Raw genomic sequence first — 13,768 nt, forward strand, 5'->3', positions numbered from 1 at the left:
GGGGAAGCAGAGCCGGTGTCAGCCGCAGCTACGGGCGCCGACGTGCAGCGCGAGCGCCGTGTTCGGGGCGAGCGTCGCCGTGAACCGCCCGTCCCCGCCCACCGTCACCGGCTTGCGGCTCTGTACGTCGCAGTACGTACCGGCGGGCAGCGAGGTCTGGAAGGTGCGGTTCAACGCGGTGCCCTCGTGGTTGACCACGGCGTAGCCCTTGCCGCCGCGCCCGAAGGCGATGGCGTCGTTGCCGTTGTCCCACCAGTTGGTGACGGCCGCGCCGTGGGTCGCGTTGCGGAAGCCGACCATGGCGCGAATCTCGGGCCAGTCGTGCTGGCACTTCCACCCGTCCTGCCAACAGGCCCGCACCGTCCCTCCGTTGGGCGGCCCCGCGTCATGATCGGTGAACTCGTACCCGGAGTGCACGTCCGGCGCCCCGTACGGCCACGCCAGCATGAAGACGTTGGCGAGGGTGTAGTCCGCGCCGTTCTTGTAGCTGAGCGTCGTGCCGTTGCGCTCGGTGTCCCAGTTGTCGACAAAGACCCCGGACAGACCGGAGGGCAGATACGCCCACCCCTCCCCGAAATTCTTCAGGTACGCCAGCTTCTCGTTCTGGAAGACCCGTTTCAGGTCCCGCCCGTAGCGGAATTCCTGCACATCGCCGTTGCCGAGGTACTCGGTGGGCGAAACCGCCTCGCCCTCCCCGTAGATCGCCTCTTGCTTCCAGTACACCGACGGATTCTTCAACTGCCCCTTGATCGCGGCCAGGTCCTCCGCCGGGATGTGCTTGGCCGCGTCGATCCGGAACCCGTCCACACCGAGCGACAGCAGGTCGTTGAGGTACGTGGCGATCCGGGACCGCACGTACGGCTCGGCGGTGTCCAGGTCGGCCAGGCCCACCAGTTCGCAGTGCTGTACGTTCCAGCGGTCGCGGTAGTCGGTGACCTGCGCGGTGCAGTCGTCCATGTCCGCGGAGCGGTAGACCCCCGGGTAGTCGTACTTCGTATACGGCGACCCGCCCGTGCCCGTGCCCGACCCGGCCGACATCTGGTTGACCACCGCGTCCGCGACGACCTTCACACCGGCCGCGTGGCAGACGTCCACCATGCTCTTGAAGGCCGCCCGGTCGCCGAGCCGCCCGGCGATCTTGTAGCTGACGGGCTGGTACGAGGTCCACCACTGGCCGCCCTGGATGTGCTCGGTGGCCGGCGACACCTCCACGTAGCCGTAGCCCGCGGGACCCAGGACGTTCGCGCACTCGTGGGCGACCGACTCGTAGCGCCACTCGAACAGTTCGGCGGTCACGTCCTTCGCCCCGGGCGGCGCCGCGTTCGCGGCCTGCGGCGGCGGCGCGAGGACGGCCGCCGCCGCGCCGGTCAGAAGGGCGAGGGCGGCGGCCACGGGTCTGCGCGCGGGCCGGCGCCGGCGGGTGGGGGTCATGGTGCCTCCTGAGGGAGTGGGAGGGGTTCGCCCGCTGTTCTATCCGCCGTGGTTGATTGTTGCAAGAGTTTGCGCAAGAGATTGCAACGGCGTTACGGCCCACGGCGTCACGGCGGCCCCCACCACCAAATCGCCGCGCCCGGCGGGGCGTACACCCCTGAGGCCGCACACGTGACAGCAGCCCCCAGCGGCCGAAGCTGCGGCCCGCGCCGGAAACGCCACCAGAACCGACCGGCTCCTAGACGCCGCCCCCCGGTGCGAGGTCCAGCTCCGCGCGCACGGTCTTGCCGACCGAGGCCCGGTCGAGGACCGCCCACCGGGTGGCGAGCGCCGCCACGACGACCAGGCCGCGCCCGCCCTCGTCGTCGCCCCGCGCCGCCACGACCCCGCCCGGGCCCGGCGGCCGCCGCTCGCTCCGCGTGTCCGTCACGTCGATCCGCAACGTCCCGCTCCGCGCGAGCCCACCCACAACGGCGAGCCGCAACTCGAAATCCCGCCCGGGCACACGCCCGTGCGTCACGGCGTTCGCCGCCAATTCCCCGACCACCGCCCCGACATCATCGGAAAACGGGGTCCCATACGGAAACCCCCAGGCATCAAGCCGATGCACGGCCAAATGCCGCGCCAGACGTGCACCCAGCCGCGTACTGCTGAAGCGTTGCGTGAACACACGTACGGTGACGGGTGGCTGGGGCGTGGTGGAGATCAGTTGGGCTTGCATGGACACCACGGTCGCGGCCGGACGCCGGGGTGACCAGGGTTTCCGCCCGTACGGAGAGGGAGCGTACGAGTACGGAGGGTGGACAGTACGCCTTACTCAACGTGACCATGGCTGAGTCGAGCACGTCGGGCTGCTGGAGGAGGCTGGAAATGTCGGACAGCACAGGGAGCAGCGAGCCAGAATCCACTGACAGCCTGCGGGCGTTCGGAGCCGTGGTCAAGGTTTTCAGGGAGCGGGCCGGACTCACGCAGGAAGAACTGGCTCCGATGGTGCGATTCTCACCGCAAACCGTCGCCTCCATCGAACAAGGACGACGGCTCCCCCCGCCGGAGTTCATCGACCGGGCAGAAGTGGCGCTGGACGCATTCGGGGCGCTGAAGGCTGCTGCGCGGCATCTGTCCCGTAAGCCTGGATTGGCAGCTTGGTTTCGGCACTGGGCAGCGATGGAAGAACGGGCAATCAGCCTGCGGACGTACGAATGCCGATTGGTACCGGGCCTGCTGCAAACCGAGGCGTACGCGCGGACGCTCTTCGAGAACCGCGTGCCTCCGCTGACCGACGAACAGGTCGACTCCCAAGTGTCCGCCCGCCTGGAGCGTCAGAAGCTGTTGCGAGAGAGGCCAGGCACGCTGTTCAGCTTCATCCTCGACGAGCATGTGTTCCTGCGTCGGACCGGCGGCACGGAGGCTTCCCGCCAGCTCATCGAACACGTCCTGGAATGTGCGAGTCTGCGGAACGTCGAGCTGCAAATCATGCCGCTGGAAGAGCCCGTCCACCCCGGGTTGGACGGGCCGATTTGTCTCCTGGAGACCCCGGACAACAAGTGGTTCGGATACTGCGAGGCGCAGGAAAGCGGGCAGTTCGTCTCCGATCCCAAGACGATCAGCACACTGCACATGCGCTATGCAAGACTGCAATCGCAGGCTCTCTCTCCCGAAGACTCCAGGAGCCTGCTGGAGCGGATGCGAGGAGCCCTATGAGCACCACCACCGAGCTGACCTGGACCAAGAGCAGCTACAGCGGTAGCTCAGGGGACAACTGCGTCGAAGTTGCCGCCTCCCCCACCACCATCCACATCCGCGACTCCAAGCACCCACACGGACCGGCGCTCAGCGTCGCGTCGGACTCATGGGCGGCGTTTGTCACGTTCGCCGCCGGCCGGGCAGTCTGAGGCGCCGACGACTGCGCCGAAGTCGCCGAATCGGCCCCCGCCGTCCACACCCGCGACTCAAAGAATGCGCGAGGCCCTCGCCCCATCATCCCGGCGGATGTCTGGGCCGCCTTCCTGCCCTACGCCGTCCGGTGCTCAACCACTCAACCTGACCCGATCCGTCGTTGACCGGCGCCCCCGGCGGCAGTTGCATGGGCGTGGCCGTGACGTGGCGTCGAAGGACGGTGGGGTCGATGGCGTATGACGCGCTTGAGCGTAAGTTCAGCATTCTTTTCGACTGGTTCGACCAGACCGACGACGGGTGGTTGACCAGCGAGGACTTCGAGCGGATGGCCGGGTTGTTCGCGGCGGTGGCGCGGCCTGAGGATCATGCGAACAGGACCGCGTTGCGGGAGGCGTTCGTACGGTGGTGGGACGTGTTGCGCGACGCGGGCGGGGTGGACGAGGAGGGGCGGGTGGGGCGTCAGGCGTTCGTCGACCTGATGCGTTCACACGTCACCGATCCGAAGACGTTCGAGCATGTCGTGCTCCAGATCGTCGACGCGCTCATGCGGGCTCTGGACACCGACGGCAACGGCAGGCTCACCGCCGACGAGTACGTACGGATGTACGACGCGCTGGGCATCGACGCGGCGACCTCGGCCCCCGCCTTCCAGCGGCTGGACCGGGACGGTGACGGTGCCATCAGCCATGCGGAGTTCCGTACGGCCATCGAGGAGTTCTACCTGAGCCCCAACCCGGAGGCTCCCGGCAACTGGTTGCTCGGGTCGCCGCTCGCGCCGGGTTAGGGCGTGGTCTCAGGCGGCAGGTTCGTGCACCGTCACGACGACGCCGCGGATCCGCTGTCCCGACGGCTGCTCGGTCCAGGTGGCGCTGACGTGGCCCAGCGCCGGCGCGGCGGGCTCGTCGCCGCCGGTCAGGACGCGGCGGACGCGCAGGATCAGCGGCCGGGTGGACCGGATGAGGATGTCGCTCGCGTCGGCACTCTGGACCACCGCTTCCGGTCCCGGCACCGCACCGTGGGCCGCTTCCGCGAGCTGCGCTCGCACCGTGGGGTCGAGGGTGTCGTTCTCGCTCTGGGCGTGCGCCTCGGCCTGGCCGGTGAGGAGGGCGAAGAGCTGGGCCACCAGGACCGGGTCGTGGGTGCCGTCGTAGACCCAGCGCTTGCCGAGTACGCCGTGTTCCAGGGTGCCGACGAGGGCGTGGTCGGCGCCGGGCAGCGGTGCGCCGCGGTAGGTGAGCGGCGTGAAGTACGTGATCGGCTCGGGCCCGGAGGCGTCGGTGGACACCATGAATTCCATGCCGACCTCGCCGTCGGGGTCGTCGAGGCGGAAGCCGCCTGCCTTGGCGAGGTCCGGGGCCGGCCCGTCGCCGGCGTACCAGGGCTGGGCAGGGAGCCAGGCGGCGAGCAGTTCCTGCTTGGTGGGCGAGAGGGTGGTGTTGTGGATGATGGCCATGGTTCAGCGCCTTCCCGCTGTGAGTGGTGGGGCTAGAGGGTTCCGGTTCCCTGGGCATCCTGCCACCGGGCCGTCGATCCTCGTACCACCAGCTCCGGTTGGAAGACGAACTCCGTGTGGCGGTCCGGCGGGCGGTCGCCGTCCGCGCGGGCGCGGATCTCTTCGATCAGCGCGTCCACGGCCGCCGAGGCCATCGCCCGTACCGGCTGGCGCACGGTCGTCAGCGGCGGGTCGGTGAAAGCGATGAGCTGGGAGTCGTCGAAGCCGACGACGGAGATCTGGGCGGGTACGCCGAGGCCGCGTTGGCGCGCTGCCCGTACGGCGCCGAGCGCCATCAGGTCGCTGCCGCAGACGACCGCCGTGCAGCCCGCGTCCAGGAGGGACACGGCCGCCGCGTGGCCGCCTTCGACTCCGAAGAGGGTGTGGCGGACGAGGAGTTCGGCCGCGCCCTTCCGTAGGCCCAGTTCCTCTTTCAGCGCCGCGGTGAAGCCTTCGGCCTTGCGGCGCGAGGGTACGTAGCGGGCCGGGCCGACGGCCAGGCCGATGTCGCGGTGGCCGAGTTCGGCGAGGTGGCGTACGGCCATGCGGGCCGCGGCCCGGTCGTCGGGAGAGACGAAGGGCGCGGCGATGTCCTCGTGGTAGCCGTTGATGAGGACGTACGGGACGCCGCGGTCGGTGAGGCGGGTGTAGCGGGCGGGGTCGGTGGTGCTGTCGGAGTGGAGGCCGGAGAGGAAGATGATGCCGGTGACGCCGCGCGCCTCCAGCTGCTCGACCAGTTCGTCTTCCGTGGCGCCGCCGGGGAGCTGGGTGCACAGGACCGGGGTGTAGCCGTGGCCCGCGAGAGCTTGCTCTATGAGCTGGGCGAAGGCCGGGAAGATCGGGTTGGTGAGTTCCGGGACGATCAGGCCGACCAGGCCGGCGCTGGTGCGGCGCAGGCGTACGGGGCGTTCGCCGCCGAGTAAGTCGAGGGCCGCCAGGACCCGCTGGCGGGTGCCGCGGGCCACGCCCGCCCTGCCGTTCAGCACCCGGCTGACGGTCGCCTCGCTGACCTGGGCCTGCGCGGCGATGTGTGCCAGGCGGGGGCCGTTGCCCCCGCCCGGCGGCACGTCGGGTCGGTCGGTCACGCTTCCCACCACACGGCGGAGTCCGCCGGGAGGGTCAGCTCGTCGTCGATGGTGGGGAGGTCGGCGGAGGACAGCAGCGGCCGCCAGGTCGGGTGGGCGTGGGCGCGTACCGGTTCCGGTGTCGTGTTGACCGTGCAGACGAAGCCGCCGGGTCGGCGGAACGCCAGGACGCCTTCGGGGGCTTCCAGCCACTCGATCTGGTCGCCCGCTCCCAGGCCGGGGTGGGTGCGGCGCAGCTTGAGCGCGGCGCGGTACAGCTCCAGCGTGGAGGCCGGGTCGCCGGTCTGGGCGGCGACGCTCAGGCCCGCCCACTCCGGCGGCTGCGGGAGCCAGCTGCCGCCCGTACCGAAGCCGTACGGGGCGGTGTCGCCGGACCACGGGATCGGGACGCGGCAGCCGTCGCGCAGGCCGTCCTGGCCGTCGCCGCGGAAGAAGGCCGGGTCCTGGCGGGCCTCGTCGGGCAGGTCGGTGACCTCGGGGAGGCCCAGTTCCTCGCCCTGGTAGACGTAGGCGGAGCCGGGCAGGGCGAGCATGAGGAGGGCGGCGGCGCGGGCGCGGCGGACGTCGCCGCCGAGGCGGGTGGCGTGCCGGACCACGTCGTGGTTGGAGAGGACCCAGGTGGTGGGGGCGCCGACCGGGCGCATCGCGTCGAGGGAGGCGTCGATGACGGTGCGCAGCGCTGCCGCGTCCCAGCCGGTGTTGAGGTAGTGGAAGTTGAATGCCTGGTGGAGTTCGTCGGGGCGGAGGTAGAGGGCGGTGCGGTCGGCGCTGGGCGTCCAGGCTTCCGCGACGCCGATGCGGTCGCCCGCGTACTCGTCCAGGACGCGGCGCCAGGAGCGGTAGATCTCGTGGACGCCGTCCTGGTCGAAGAAGGGGAGGACCTGGTTGCCGAGGAGTTTGAGCTGGTCGGTGCGGCCCATGTCGGGCAGACCGGGGGCCTTGACCAGGCCGTGGGCGACGTCGATGCGGAAGCCGTCCACGCCGAGGTCGAGCCAGAAGCGCAGGATGGAGCGGAACTCGTCCTGGACCGCCGGGCTGTCCCAGTTGAAGTCGGGCTGTTCGGGGGCGAACAGGTGGAGGTACCACTCGCCGTCGGCGACGCGGGTCCAGGCGGGGCCGCCGAAGACGGACTCCCAGTCGTTGGGCGGGAGTTCACCGTTCTCGCCGCGGCCCTTGCGGAAGTGGAAGCGGTCCCGGAGCGTCGAGCCGGGGCCTTCGTCCAGCGCCTGCCGGAACCAGGCGTGCTGGTCGGAGCAGTGGTTGGGGACGACGTCGACGATGACGCGCAGGCTCAGGGCGTGGGCGTCGCGGATGACCGCTTCGGCGTCGGCGAGGGTGCCGAAGGCCGGGTCGATGACGCGGTAGTCGGCCACGTCGTACCCCGCGTCGGCCTGCGGGGAGGAGTAGAAGGGGCTGAGCCAGACGGCGTCGACTCCCAGGTCCTTGAGGTAGGGCAGGCGGCTGCGGATTCCGGGGAGGTCGCCCATGCCGTCGCCGTTGCCGTCGGCGAAGCTGCGCGGGTAGACCTGGTAGATCACCGCGTCGCGCCACCACTGGGTGGCACCTGCCGCGGTCGCTGCGGTGGCGTTGTGCTGGGTGGTCATGTCATCCCTTGGTGGTACCGGAGGTCAGCCCGGCGACGAGGTGGCGCTGGGCGAAGGCGAAGACCAGGGCCGCGGGCACCGCGATGATCACGGCGGCGGCGGTCATCGATCCCCAGTCGTTGACGTACTGGTTGACGAAGGTCTGCAGGCCGCCGGCGAGGGTCAGGTTCTCCTCGCCGGTCATGAAGGCGGAGGCGTACGCGACCTCGGCCCAGGCCGTCACGAAGGTGTAGAAGCCGGTGACGGCCAGGCCGGGGCGGGCCAGCGGCAGGACCAGGCGCCAGAAGGTGCCGAAGGGGTTGAGACCGTCGACGCGGCCTGCTTCGTCGATCTCCACCGGGATGGTGTCGAAGAAGCCCTTCATCATCCAGGCGCAGAAGGGGACGGCGATGGTCAGGTAGGTGACGACCAGGCCGGCGGGCTGGTTGAGCAGGCCCAGGCCCGCCAGCAGGTTGTACAGCGGCACGATCAGTACGGCCACCGGGAACATCTGCGTGATCAGCAGCAGCCACATCAGCGGGCGCATCCCGGGGAACCGGAAGCGGCTGACGGCGTAGCCGGTGGTGGCCGCGACGAAGACGCCGAGGACGGTGGTGACGCCGACGACGACCACGGAGTTGCCGAACCAGGTCAGGAACTGGGTGTCGGCGACCACGTGCCGGTAGTTGGCGAAGGTGAAGTGGGTGACCAGCTCGGTGGAGAAGGCGTCGTTCTTCGGCTTGAAGGAGGTGACGAGCAGCCACAGCGGCGGGAAGACCGCGACGGCGGCGGCGATCAGGAGGGTCAGGTGCAGCCCGACGGAGGCCAGCGGGCTCCTCGTGCCGCGCGGGGACTTGGCCATCACCACACCTCTCCCTGCTTGCGGAGCGCGCGCCGGTAGACCACCGCGACGACGGACAGCAGGAGCAGGATCAGTACGCCCCAGGCGGCCGAGCCGGCGAAGTCGCGCGGGCTGTCGACGAAGGAGAGCCGGTAGGCGTACGTCACCAGGATCTCCGTGGCGTCGCCGGGGCCGCCCCGGGTGAGCAGGTAGATCACCGGGAACATGTTGAACGTCCAGATGGTGGAGAGCAGGATGACGGTGCTGCTCACGCCGCGCAGGCCGGGCAGGGTGATGTTGCGGAACCGCTGCCAGGCACCGGCGCCGTCCATCTCGGCGGCCTCGTACAGCTCGCCGGGGATCGACTGGAGGCCGCCGAGCAGCGCGACGAGCATGAACGGTACGCCCAGCCACACGTTGACGGCGATGACCGACAGCTTGGCCCAGGCCGGGTCGTTGAGCCACGGCACCGCGTCGATGCCGCCGCCCGCCAGCACCTTGTTGAGCAGGCCGTTCTTCTCGTTGTAGAGCAGCCGCCAGGTGAAGACGGAGACGAAGGCGGGGATGGCCCAGGGCAGGATCAGCGCCAAGCGGTAGAAGGTGCGGCCGCGCAGCTTGCGGTTGAGCAGGTTGGCGAGGGCCAGGCCGATGGCGAAGGTGAGGCCGACGCAGGCCACCGTCCACAGCACGGTCCAGCCGAGCCGGCCCCAGAAGACGCCGTCGCCGAGGATCGCCGTGTAGTTGTCCAGGCCGGTGAACTCGTACGTGGCCGGGATGTGGTTCATGCCGATGTGGCGCTCGACGTTGGCCTCGTTGGCGTCGGTCAGCGACAGGTACAGGCCGCGGACCAGGGGGTAGCCGATGATCACGCCGATGACGAGCACCACCGGGGCGACCATGGTCCAGGCGTACCAGTGGGTGCCCAGGGCTCTGCGTACCCGGCCCGGCGGCGAGGTGCGCCGGGCCGCGGGTATCCGTACGGCGTCCGTCACTTGTAGTCCTTGAGGATCTTGCGGTAGCTGTCGCCGACGGCCTTGGCGGCCTGCTCGGGCGTGCTCGCGCCGGTCAGGACCTTGTTCATCTGGACCTTGATGGGCTCGAAGAGCGCGTTGCCCTCGGCGATCCAGGGGCGCTGCACGGCCTTGTCGACGGCGGGCTTGAAGAAGCCGACCATCTCGTTGTTCTTGACGGCCGGGACCTCGTAGACGGACTTGCGGGTGGGCAGCAGGCTCAGCTTCTCGGTGGTCTGCTGCTGGATCTTCGCCGAGCTCAGGTACTTCACGAAGGCGTAGGACGCCTGGAGGTTCTTCGAGCCCGCGTAGACGGAGAGGTTCCAGCCGCCCTGCGGGGAGCCCTGGGAGGCGCTGCCGCCGGGCACGGGCGCGACGCCGAGGTTCGCCTTGTCCTTGAACTCCTTGCCCGCGCGTACCCCTTCGATGTCCCAGGGGCCGCTGATCGCCATCGCGACGCTGCCGTCCTTGAGGGCCTTGAGCTGGTTCTCCTGGCCGTCGGTGGCGTCGGTGACGGCGGCCTTGGAGTCGACCAGGTCCTTGATCAGCTTGAATGCCCGGACGCCGGCGTCGTCGTCGATCGTGACGATCTTGTCGCGCGCGTCGACCATGTCGCCGCCCTCGCCGTAGAGGTACGGCAGGAACCAGTACGGGTCGTCGCCGCGCAGGTACAGCGCGGTGGCGCCGGTCTTCTCCTTGATCTGCTTGGCGGCGGCGGCCAGCTCGGCGAAGGTCTTGGGGACCGGGACGCCCGCCTCTTTCAGGAGCCGCTTGTTGTAGAAGAGGCCGAGCGTGTCGGTGACCTGCGGCGCGGCGTACGTCTTGTCCTTGAACTTGGTGCTGCCGAGGGCCTGCGGGAGGTAGTCGCCCGTGTTGTCCAGGGCGGGGGTGCCGTCCAGCGGTGCGAGGTAGCCGAGGTTGGCGAAGTCGGCGACCCAGGCGACCTCGGTGCGCATCACGTCGGGCGCTCCGGCGCCGGCGCCGGCCGCGTTCTTGAACTTGGCGTTGGCCTCGCCGAACGCCACGCTGACGTACTTCACGTCGACCTTGGGGTGCTCCTTCTCGAAGCTCTCGGCCAGCTGCTTGTACGTCGCCTTCTCGGCGTCGTTGGAGGTGTCCCAGAAGGTCACGGTGCCCGACAGCTCGCCCCCGCTCTGCTGGTCGCCCCCGCCGCCGTCACCCCCGCACGCTGTCGCTGCCAGTGCCAGACCCGCGACCAGCGCGGTGGCCGCTATGCCACGCCGCATGTGAACTCCTTAGGGAAACGCCCGAGATGGCGCCGGAACGCCTCGCTCGGCCGTTCGGAACGCCTGTGATGGCGGACAGGAACGTAACAGCGCGGAAATGAAACCGAAAGACCTTGCGGCAATTTTCTGCAAGCTCGCTGGAAGAATTTGCAGGGGGCGGCGCCCGCGCATCCCGCGCCCACCGCGCGCCATCAGGCCGCTCACCAGGGCCCTCGCGAGCCCCCGTGCCGTCACCCGGGGTGTACCCCGAGCGTTGAGCCGGTGAACGACCGTCCGTCCTTCGATGCCCGGACCCTGCAAGACGACGCATGGACGCTCCGCCCGAAACACCCCACTCTCGAACAGGGATGCCAGATGCCCCAGGAGCTCACTTCCACCGGCCCCGCCCCCGCGCCGACCGGCCGCGGCGATCGGCCGGGCTGGTGGCGCGACGCCGTCATCTACCAGGTGTACGTCCGTTCCTTCGCCGACTGCGACGGCGACGGCATCGGTGACCTGCGCGGCGCCAGGGAGCGCCTGCCCTACCTCAAGGAGCTGGGCGTGGACGCCGTCTGGCTCACCCCGTTCTACGCCTCGCCGCAGGCCGACGGCGGCTACGACGTCGCCGACTACCGCTCCGTCGACCCGCTGTTCGGCAACCTCCAGGACGCCGACGACCTGGTGCGGGCCGCCCACGCGCTGGGCCTGCGGGTGATCGTCGACATCGTGCCCAACCACACCTCCGACCAGCACCCCTGGTTCCGGGACCCAGAGCTGGCCCGGCAGCGCTACGTCTTCCGCCCCGGCAAGGGCGCGTCCGGCCAGCTGCCGCCCAACGACTGGGAGTCGGTCTTCGGCGGGCCCGCCTGGACGCGTACGGACCGCGGCGACTGGTACCTGCACCTGTTCGCCCCGGAACAGCCCGATCTGGACTGGGAGAATCCGGACGTGCACGCCGAGTTCGAGTCCATCATGCGGTTCTGGCTCGACCTCGGCGTCGACGGCTTCCGCGTCGACGTGGCGCACGGCATGATCAAGGCACCGGGCCTGCCCGACATCGGCCACAAACAGCAGGCCAAGCTCATCGGCAGCCAGGTACTGCCCTTCTTCGACCAAGACGGCGTCCACGAGATCCACCGCGCCTGGCGCCGCCTGCTGGACTCCTACCCCGGCGAGCGCATCGGCGTCGCCGAGGCATGGGCCCCCACCCCCGAACGCCTCGCCCTGTACGTACGCCCCGACGAGCTGCACCAGGCGTTCAACTTCCAGTTCCTGACCGCCGACTGGTCCGCCGCCTCGCTGCGCGCCGTCATCGACGCCTCCCTCGCCGCGACCACCTCGGTCGGCGCCACCACCTCCTGGGTGCTGTCCAACCACGACGTGGTCCGGCACACCACCCGCCTCGGCGGCCTGCACCGCGCCCGCGCCGCCACGCTCACCATGCTCGCGCTGCCCGGCTCCGCCTACCTCTACCAGGGCGAGGAACTGGGCCTGCCGGAGGTCACCGACCTGCCCGACGAGGTGCGCCAGGACCCGGCGTTCTTCCGCGGCGACGGCCAGGACGGGCACCGCGACGGCTGCCGGGTGCCGATGCCCTGGTGCGGCGACTCGGCCGCGTACGGCTTCGGCCCCGGCGGCAGCTGGCTGCCGCAGCCCCGCGCCTGGAAGGACCTGTCCGTACGGGCCCAGACCGGCGACCCCGGCTCCACCCTGGAGCTGTACCGGGCGGCGCTCGCCCTGCGCCGCGACCACCCCTGCCTCGGCGACGGCGGCCTGGCCTGGGCCCAAGCCCCCGACGGGCTGCTGGCCTTCACCCGCACCGGACGCACCGGCCGCACGGGACTGCTGTGCACCCTCAACACCCTGGACCGCGCCGTCGAACTCCCCCGCCCCGGGCGGCTGCTGCTCGCCTCCGCCACCGTCCCGGCCGAGGGCGGCGTGGTCCTGCTGCCCGGCGACTCCTGCACCTGGTGGGCCGTCTGACCGACGGTCCGGTACGGCCCGCCGGGCGCGGCAGGGACGACGGGCGGTGCGGGCAGCGTGGGCAATCCGACAGGCGACCGGTACAGTCCCCTCCATGACCGCCCGGCTGGCCGACATCGCAGCGCAGGCGGGTGTCAGCGAGGCCACCGTCAGCCGGGTGCTCAACGGGAAACCCGGTGTCTCCGCCACCACCCGCCAGTCCGTGCTGGCCGCGCTCGACGTGCTCGGGTACGAGCGGCCCGTGCGGCTGCGGCAGCGCAGCGCCGGGCTGGTCGGCCTGATAACGCCGGAGCTGGAGAACCCGATCTTCCCGGCCTTCGCGCAGGTGATCGGCCAGGCGCTGACCCGCCAGGGCTACACGCCGGTGCTGGCCACCCAGACACCGGGCGGCTCCACCGAGGACGAGCTGACCGAGATGCTGGTGGACCGCGGCGTCGCCGGGATCATCTTCGTCTCCGGGCTGCACGCCGACACCTCCGCCGACATGCAGCGCTACGAGCAGCTGCGCGGCCAGGGCGTGCCCTTCGTCCTGATCAACGGCTTCTCCGACAAGGTGCAGGCGCCCTTCGTCTCGCCGGACGACCGGGCCGCGATCCGCCTGGCCGTCACCCATCTGGCGGCACTGGGCCACCAGCGGATCGGGCTGGCGCTCGGACCGAAGCGCTTCGTGCCCGTCCAGCGCAAGATCGAGGGCTTCCTGCACAGCATGGGCGAGCAGCTCGGCCTGGGCCGGGACGCGGCCCAGGAGCTGATCCAGCACTCCCTGTACACCCTGGAGGGCGGGCAGGCGGCGGCCGGCTCGCTGATCGACCGCGGCTGCACGGCGGTGGTGTGCGCCAGCGACATGATGGCGCTGGGCGCGATCAGGGCCGCCCGGCAGCGGGGCCTGGACGTGCCCCGCGAGGTCTCCGTCGTCGGCTTCGACGACTCCCCGCTCATCGCCTTCACGGACCCGCCGCTGACCACGATCCGGCAGCCGGTCACCGCGATGGGGCAGGCGGCGGTGCGGGCCCTGCTGGAGGAGGTCGGCGGCACCCCGGCCCCGCACAGCGAATTCGTCTTCCACCCCGAGCTGGTCGTCCGCGGCTCCACCGCCTCGGCGCCGAAAGCGGGCCGGATTCCCGGTCCGGCCGTCTCCTCTGATACGGATGGAAGCCGTACGGGTTCTCAGGGGGCCGCCTCCCCCTGAGGTGCTACACGGGGCCCCTCGGTACCCGACCA

The 13,768-nt window shown here is 70.6% G+C and carries 13 protein-coding genes and 1 pseudogene; 6 read left to right on the forward strand and 8 right to left on the reverse strand.

Annotated features, from left to right (window positions below; translation table 11 throughout):
- Positions 1-18: 18 nt before the first annotated feature.
- Together ACH4OW_RS00890 and ACH4OW_RS00895 are read right to left on the reverse strand one after the other, a co-directional pair.
- Positions 19-1,431 (reverse strand): alpha-amylase family protein, encoded by a 1,413-nt coding sequence (locus tag ACH4OW_RS00890; protein ID WP_398023908.1) that lies wholly within the window; start codon positions 1,429-1,431, stop codon positions 19-21.
- Between the two features lie 238 nt (positions 1,432-1,669).
- The gene (locus ACH4OW_RS00895) at positions 1,670-2,152 is read right to left on the reverse strand and encodes an ATP-binding protein (RefSeq protein WP_360135064.1); all 483 of its coding nucleotides are present in this window, start codon (positions 2,150-2,152) and stop codon (positions 1,670-1,672) included.
- 149 nt (positions 2,153-2,301) lie between these two features.
- On the opposite strand from ACH4OW_RS00895, the gene ACH4OW_RS00900 reads away from it, so the two are divergent.
- The 4 genes and pseudogenes from ACH4OW_RS00900 (at position 2,302) to ACH4OW_RS00915 (ending at position 4,111) form a co-directional block, all read left to right on the forward strand.
- Positions 2,302-3,132: a Scr1 family TA system antitoxin-like transcriptional regulator gene (locus ACH4OW_RS00900; RefSeq protein ID WP_398023911.1), complete on the forward strand. Its 831-nt coding sequence runs from the start codon at positions 2,302-2,304 to the stop codon at positions 3,130-3,132.
- Complete coding sequence (locus tag ACH4OW_RS00905; RefSeq protein ID WP_398023913.1) at positions 3,129-3,323, forward strand: DUF397 domain-containing protein; 195 nt, start codon at positions 3,129-3,131, stop codon at positions 3,321-3,323. The genes ACH4OW_RS00900 and ACH4OW_RS00905 overlap by 4 nt, the downstream gene beginning before the upstream one ends.
- Before the next feature lie 18 nt (positions 3,324-3,341).
- Positions 3,342-3,491 (forward strand): annotated as a pseudogene (locus ACH4OW_RS00910) (DUF397 domain-containing protein); the annotation flags it as partial.
- A 65-nt stretch (positions 3,492-3,556) separates the two neighbouring features.
- Complete coding sequence (locus tag ACH4OW_RS00915) at positions 3,557-4,111, forward strand: EF-hand domain-containing protein (protein WP_360135076.1); 555 nt, start codon at positions 3,557-3,559, stop codon at positions 4,109-4,111.
- Between the two features lie 9 nt (positions 4,112-4,120).
- On the opposite strand, the gene ACH4OW_RS00920 is transcribed toward ACH4OW_RS00915, so the two are convergent.
- The 6 genes from ACH4OW_RS00920 to ACH4OW_RS00945 form a co-directional block, all read right to left on the reverse strand.
- Positions 4,121-4,780 (reverse strand): 1,4-alpha-glucan branching protein, encoded by a 660-nt coding sequence (locus ACH4OW_RS00920; protein WP_398023915.1) that lies wholly within the window; start codon positions 4,778-4,780, stop codon positions 4,121-4,123.
- A gap of 32 nt (positions 4,781-4,812) precedes the next feature.
- Positions 4,813-5,916 carry a LacI family DNA-binding transcriptional regulator gene (locus tag ACH4OW_RS00925; RefSeq protein WP_398023917.1) on the reverse strand — a complete coding sequence of 368 codons (1,104 nt, stop codon included), beginning with the start codon at positions 5,914-5,916 and terminating at the stop codon, positions 4,813-4,815.
- Positions 5,901-7,508 carry a glycoside hydrolase family 13 protein gene (locus ACH4OW_RS00930; RefSeq protein WP_398023919.1) on the reverse strand — a complete coding sequence of 536 codons (1,608 nt, stop codon included), beginning with the start codon at positions 7,506-7,508 and terminating at the stop codon, positions 5,901-5,903. Before ACH4OW_RS00930 ends, ACH4OW_RS00925 begins: the two co-directional genes overlap by 16 nt.
- A 1-nt stretch (position 7,509) precedes the next feature.
- Positions 7,510-8,349: a sugar ABC transporter permease gene (locus ACH4OW_RS00935; protein WP_398023921.1), complete on the reverse strand. Its 840-nt coding sequence runs from the start codon at positions 8,347-8,349 to the stop codon at positions 7,510-7,512.
- The gene (locus ACH4OW_RS00940; protein WP_398024423.1) at positions 8,349-9,227 is read right to left on the reverse strand and encodes a carbohydrate ABC transporter permease; all 879 of its coding nucleotides are present in this window, start codon (positions 9,225-9,227) and stop codon (positions 8,349-8,351) included. Before ACH4OW_RS00940 ends, ACH4OW_RS00935 begins: the two co-directional genes overlap by 1 nt.
- 89 nt (positions 9,228-9,316) lie before the next feature.
- A complete protein-coding gene (locus ACH4OW_RS00945; RefSeq protein WP_360135091.1) occupies positions 9,317-10,585 on the reverse strand; it encodes an extracellular solute-binding protein in 1,269 nt (422 codons plus the stop codon).
- A gap of 354 nt (positions 10,586-10,939) precedes the next feature.
- Between ACH4OW_RS00945 and ACH4OW_RS00950 the strand changes: the two genes are divergently transcribed.
- Together ACH4OW_RS00950 and ACH4OW_RS00955 are read left to right on the forward strand one after the other, a co-directional pair.
- On the forward strand, positions 10,940-12,547 hold the full coding sequence (locus ACH4OW_RS00950; RefSeq protein WP_398023923.1) for a glycoside hydrolase family 13 protein: 1,608 nt from the start codon (positions 10,940-10,942) through the stop codon (positions 12,545-12,547).
- Between the two features lie 94 nt (positions 12,548-12,641).
- Positions 12,642-13,736 carry a LacI family DNA-binding transcriptional regulator gene (locus tag ACH4OW_RS00955; protein WP_398023925.1) on the forward strand — a complete coding sequence of 365 codons (1,095 nt, stop codon included), beginning with the start codon at positions 12,642-12,644 and terminating at the stop codon, positions 13,734-13,736.
- The last annotated feature ends 32 nt before the right edge of the window (positions 13,737-13,768 follow it).

It is taken from the genome of Streptomyces sp. NPDC017056 (genome assembly GCF_044332485.1).
Classification (GTDB): domain Bacteria; phylum Actinomycetota; class Actinomycetes; order Streptomycetales; family Streptomycetaceae; genus Streptomyces.

Coding starts and splice junctions, on each gene's coding strand:
- ACH4OW_RS00890 (WP_398023908.1), bottom strand. CDS start 1,431: ATGACCCCCACCCGCCGGCGCCGGCCCGCGCGCAGACCCGTGGCCGCC.
- ACH4OW_RS00895 (WP_360135064.1), bottom strand. CDS start 2,152: ATGCAAGCCCAACTGATCTCCACCACGCCCCAGCCACCCGTCACCGTA.
- ACH4OW_RS00900 (WP_398023911.1), top strand. CDS start 2,302: ATGTCGGACAGCACAGGGAGCAGCGAGCCAGAATCCACTGACAGCCTG.
- ACH4OW_RS00905 (WP_398023913.1), top strand. CDS start 3,129: ATGAGCACCACCACCGAGCTGACCTGGACCAAGAGCAGCTACAGCGGT.
- ACH4OW_RS00915 (WP_360135076.1), top strand. CDS start 3,557: ATGGCGTATGACGCGCTTGAGCGTAAGTTCAGCATTCTTTTCGACTGG.
- ACH4OW_RS00920 (WP_398023915.1), bottom strand. CDS start 4,780: ATGGCCATCATCCACAACACCACCCTCTCGCCCACCAAGCAGGAACTG.
- ACH4OW_RS00930 (WP_398023919.1), bottom strand. CDS start 7,508: ATGACCACCCAGCACAACGCCACCGCAGCGACCGCGGCAGGTGCCACC.
- ACH4OW_RS00935 (WP_398023921.1), bottom strand. CDS start 8,349: ATGGCCAAGTCCCCGCGCGGCACGAGGAGCCCGCTGGCCTCCGTCGGG.
- ACH4OW_RS00940 (WP_398024423.1), bottom strand. CDS start 9,227: ATGGTCGCCCCGGTGGTGCTCGTCATCGGCGTGATCATCGGCTACCCC.
- ACH4OW_RS00945 (WP_360135091.1), bottom strand. CDS start 10,585: ATGCGGCGTGGCATAGCGGCCACCGCGCTGGTCGCGGGTCTGGCACTG.
- ACH4OW_RS00950 (WP_398023923.1), top strand. CDS start 10,940: ATGCCCCAGGAGCTCACTTCCACCGGCCCCGCCCCCGCGCCGACCGGC.
- ACH4OW_RS00955 (WP_398023925.1), top strand. CDS start 12,642: ATGACCGCCCGGCTGGCCGACATCGCAGCGCAGGCGGGTGTCAGCGAG.